The 4,218-nt window shown below is 72.0% G+C and carries 6 protein-coding genes; all 6 read right to left on the bottom strand.

Going from position 1 to position 4,218, the window contains the following annotated elements; translation table 11 throughout:
* The coding region (locus VF468_23825) for a redoxin family protein (GenBank protein HEX5881318.1) at positions 1 to 386 on the bottom strand (386 nt) is incomplete at its 3' end.
* A gap of 3 nt (positions 387 to 389) precedes the next feature.
* Positions 390 to 2,369 carry a cytochrome c-type biogenesis CcmF C-terminal domain-containing protein gene (locus VF468_23820; protein HEX5881317.1) on the bottom strand — a complete coding sequence of 660 codons (1,980 nt, stop codon included), beginning with the start codon at positions 2,367 to 2,369 and terminating at the stop codon, positions 390 to 392.
* Between the two features lie 5 nt (positions 2,370 to 2,374).
* Entirely contained in the window at positions 2,375 to 2,806 is a 432-nt protein-coding gene (locus VF468_23815) for a cytochrome c maturation protein CcmE (GenBank protein HEX5881316.1), read from the bottom strand.
* Entirely contained in the window at positions 2,803 to 2,958 is a 156-nt protein-coding gene (locus VF468_23810; protein HEX5881315.1) for a hypothetical protein, read from the bottom strand. The genes VF468_23815 and VF468_23810 overlap by 4 nt, the downstream gene beginning before the upstream one ends.
* Entirely contained in the window at positions 2,955 to 3,671 is a 717-nt protein-coding gene (gene ccsA, locus VF468_23805) for a cytochrome c biogenesis protein CcsA (protein HEX5881314.1), read from the bottom strand. Before ccsA ends, VF468_23810 begins: the two co-directional genes overlap by 4 nt.
* A 5-nt stretch (positions 3,672 to 3,676) precedes the next feature.
* On the bottom strand, positions 3,677 to 4,218 hold a 542-nt coding region (locus VF468_23800), incomplete at its 5' end, for a heme exporter protein CcmB (GenBank protein ID HEX5881313.1).

Below are 4,218 nucleotides of genomic sequence, written 5' to 3'. Positions count from 1 at the left end.
GCCCCGGTCGGGTCGTCGCCGTTCGGCCACCCGCCGTCGCCGTAGCGGACGAGGAACTGGCGGGCATCGGCCGGATCGTCGTCGTACAGGATGCCGACCAGCTGGACCTGGTCGCCGTAACGGTCGGCGGTCTCCAGCAGGACCGGGTGCTCGTCAACGCAGGCAGGAATACACCAGCTGGCCCAGAAGTTGACGACCATCGGAGTGCCGGCAAGCGACGATGACGACACCGTGGTGCCGTCCAGGGCGACCAGCTCGAAGGGCGGCATCGGCTCCCCGATGAGCGGCGACGGGATCTCGGAGGGATCCCGTCCGAGGCCGGTGAACAGGATCCAGGCCAGCGGCACGGCCAGGACGGGGATGAGCAGCCAGCGGGCGGCGCGCATCGGTCAGCCATCCACCGCGATCACGGTCGCCGCGGCCAGGCGTCGCTGCGGCCAGATCGCGAAGGCCGCGCCGAGGACCACCACCGCCCCGCCGACCCAGATCCAGGCGACCAGCGGGTTGATGAACAGGCGGATCGTGATCGCGCCGCTCTCGGGGTCGTAGGCGAGCAGGGTCAGGTAGAAGTCCTCCGCCGCCGAGGTGAGGACCGAGGGAGTGGCGATCGGCGTCACCGAGTTCGGGTAGTCGCGCAGGGCGGGGCTGACGTGCGCAGCCTGCGGCCCGCTGACCGCGAGCTCGGCCCGGGTCTCGAACACGCGGGGATCGGCGGCGAGCGGCTCCTGCACGAGCCGGTCGTGGGTCACGGTGTAGGCAGCGAGACGGGTGGACTCGCCCGGCGCGAGGACCGCCGTCGCCTCGACCGCCCCGGTGGCACTGACCGCGACCGCGATCGCCGCCACCAGCACCCCGACGTGGGCCAGGTAGCCGCCGTAGCGCCGCCGGTTGCGGGTGGCGACACCCCACGCGGCGCGGAGCGGTCTCTCCCCCGTCGACCGCGCGCGGCCGGCGGCGGCTCGCACCACCTCCCCGATGAGCAGGGCGCCGGAGAAGCCCGCCAGCCCGAGGGTCACGAGCGGAGCCGGGCCGCGAACGCCGGCCACGACCCCCAGCACCATCAACCCGGCCCCGGCCACGGCGGGCACGACGAACCGGTCGCGCAGGTCGGGCCAGCTGACCGATCCCCACGGCAGGGCCGGACCCACTCCCAGCAGGAACAGGAGCGCGGCGAAGAACGGGGCGCTGACCCGGTCGAACCAGGGCGCGCCGACACTCAGCCGCTCGCCGCCCAGGGCCTCGACCACGAGTGGGTACAGCGTCCCGAACAGGACGGCGAAGGCCAGCCCGCTGAAGAGCAGATTGTTCAGCAGGAACGCCGACTCGCGGCTGACCAGGGCCGGCGGCGGTCCGCTGCCGGCGAGGTCCGGCAGGCGCCAGAGGATCAGGGCGCTCCCGAACACCAGCGACGCCAGCACGCCACCAAGGAACCAGGCCCCGATCGCCGACTGGGTGAACGAATGGACCGATTCGACCACCCCCGACCGGGTGAGGAACGTCCCGAGCAGGGTGAGCGTGAAGGTGGTCACGACCAGGATCGCGGTCCACGTCCGCAGGGAGCGGCCGCGCTCGGCGACGATCGCCGAGTGGATGAAGGCGGTGGCCGTCAGCCACGGCAGGAGTGCGGCGTTCTCGACCGGGTCCCAGGCCCAGTAGCCGCCCCATCCAAGCACCTCGTAGCTCCACCACGCCCCGGCGACGATGCCCGCGGTGAGGAAGATCCACGGCCCGAGCGTCCAGCGGCGGATGACCCGCAGCCACCCCGCGTCCAGGCGACGGGTGACGAGCGCGGCCACGGTCAGCGCGAACGGCAGCGCGAGCCCGGTGTAGCCGAGGTACAGGAGAGGCGGATGGAGACCCATGAACGGGTGGTTCTGGAGGAGGGCGTTGGGCCCGTTGCCCTCGGTCGTGACCGGGGTGACCGACACGAACGGGTCCGACGGCCAGGTCATGACCGAGAAGAAGAAGGCCGCGACCAGGGCCAGGGTCGCGGTGGCCCATGGCATGAGCTCGGCGTGGACAGACCGATATCGGTACAGCAGCAGGCTCGACCAGCCGGTGAGCAGGAACGTCCAGAACAGGATGCTGCCCTCCAGCGCGGCCCACAGCGAGATGAACGAGTAGAACGGCGGGGTGGTGGTCGCGTTGTTGCGGGCGACGTACAGGATCGAGAAGTCGTGGTTCAGGAGTGAGACGGCCATCGCCGCGCACGCGACCAGCGACAGGATCCAGGTCGCGTATACCGCCCGACGCCCGGCAGCCGCCAGGCCGGCATCGGCGCTCCGCCCGGCGAGGATCGAAGCGGCGGCCGCGAACAGGCTGACCGCCAGGCCGATGACGACCGCGCCGTGACCGATGCTGGCCAGCATGGCGCTCAGGGCTGCGGGTAGTCGGAGGGCGCGACGTAGTTCTCGTCGTGGCGGACCAGGACCTCGTCGGCCTCGAATACGCCGTCCGCTCGGACTGTCCCTTCGACGACGGCGCCAGCCCCCTCGCGGAACGAGCTGGTCGGAGCGACAGTCGAGTGGACGGTGATCTCGGTCTCGCCATCGGTCAGGACGAAGGTCAGGTCGGTCGCCGATCCGCTCACGCTGCCGGGCAGGACGAGGCCGCCAAGTCGGACGGGCGCTCCGACGGCCGCCTCACCGCGCGCCGCGAGCTCGGTCGGGGTCAGGTAATACACCAGCGCGCTGCTCAGCCCGCTGAACAGCAGCCACGCGAGGATGGCGCCGATCGCGGCGACCGCGAGCCAAGGGCCCCAGGCGCGCCGTCGCGCGGGGGGTGGGAGCGGGGCGGTTTGGGTCATCGGTCGGGTGGGGCCGGCTCCTCGGGCCCACCAGCGGCCCGCTCTGCCCGCCGCAGGCGGCGGACCAGGGTGACGGCGTAGAGAGCAATCGCACCGAGGATCACGCCGTAGCCGGCGACGACGAAGATCGCGTCGGGAACGGTCGAGATCATGGGCGTGGCTCCTGGGCGGGGGCAAGGCCGGCCAGCTGTCCGCGGCGGACGGCGTCCTCCATCGACGACTCCAGGCGAGCGAGGCGATACCGGGTGATGCCCAGCCACAGCCATGCCAGGCTGAACGCGCCGAGCATGAGCAGCAGGGCGGCGACGAACTGACCGGGCGCGGGCGGGTTCAGGACGTTCTCGGGCGAGCCAAAGGTCGGGCCCTGGTGCAGGCCACGCCACCAGATGACGCTGAAGTGAACGATCGGGATATTGATCGCCCCGATGACACCGAGCACCGCCGCCCGGGTGGCGCGGCGGGCCGGCTCATCGGTCAAGCGGCGGATGAGCAGGTAGCCGACGTAGATGGCGAGCATCACGGCGGTGGTCGTCAGGCGGGGGTCGCCCCAATCCCAGAACGTCCCCCACACCGGCCGGCCCCACATCATCCCGGCCCAGATGGTGGACGCCGTGAACACGACCCCCACTTCGGCGCCGGCGAGCGCGATCGCGTCGGCTCGCGGGTCGCGACGGACGAGCCACCAGACCGATGCCAGGGCGGTGACCCCGAAGGACAGGTAGGCCAGCCACGCGGTGGCGACGTGGATGTACATGATCCGCTGTGGCTCGCCCTGGTTCAGGTCGGCGGGGACGACGAACAGGGCGAAGACCGTCGCCGCCGCGACGGCCACGATGGCCCCGATCCCCAGCACCCGTACCGCCATGGCCGCTACTCCTCGAGGGCCAGGCCGTAGGTCAGGCCGCCAGCCAGCAGCATCGCCAGGTCGTAGCCCACCAGCAGCTGGAGCCAGCCCACCAGCTCCCCGAAGGGGTCCCCGGCGAGGAGGACGGAGGTCGCGCTCACCGATGCCAACAGGAGCGGGGCCACGACCGGCAGCAGGAGCAGCGGGAGGAGGACCTCGCGGGCGCGGAGTCGCACGGTGAGCCCGGCGTAGAGGGTGCCGATGGCCGCGAACCCGACCGCGCCGAGGACGATGACCAGGGCCAGCGTCGGCCCGGCACTCGCGAGGTCGACAGCGAACAGGATGACGGTCAGCGGCAGGACGAGGATGCCGAGGGCGAGCATCGCGGCGAGGCCGCCGAGCGCCTTGCCGAGGTAGATCCCGGTCCGGCTGATCGGGTACAGGCCGAGCAGCTCGAAGGCTCCGTCTTCCGTCTCGAGGTGATGGAGCCGGCCGAGCGCCGCCATCCCGCTCAGGATCACGGCCAGCCACAGCAGCCCGGGGCCGGCGGCCGCCAGGCGCTGTTGGT

The organism is Actinomycetota bacterium, from assembly GCA_036280995.1.
GTDB lineage: Bacteria > Actinomycetota > CALGFH01 > CALGFH01 > CALGFH01 > CALGFH01.
Note: the sequence above shows the minus strand (reverse complement) of the source record. Positions and strands in the feature narration are given on the sequence as shown.

Coding starts and splice junctions, on each gene's coding strand:
- ccsA (HEX5881314.1), bottom strand. CDS start 3,671: ATGGCGGTACGGGTGCTGGGGATCGGGGCCATCGTGGCCGTCGCGGCG.
- VF468_23820 (HEX5881317.1), bottom strand. CDS start 2,369: ATGCTGGCCAGCATCGGTCACGGCGCGGTCGTCATCGGCCTGGCGGTC.
- VF468_23815 (HEX5881316.1), bottom strand. CDS start 2,806: ATGACCCAAACCGCCCCGCTCCCACCCCCCGCGCGACGGCGCGCCTGG.
- VF468_23810 (HEX5881315.1), bottom strand. CDS start 2,958: ATGATCTCGACCGTTCCCGACGCGATCTTCGTCGTCGCCGGCTACGGC.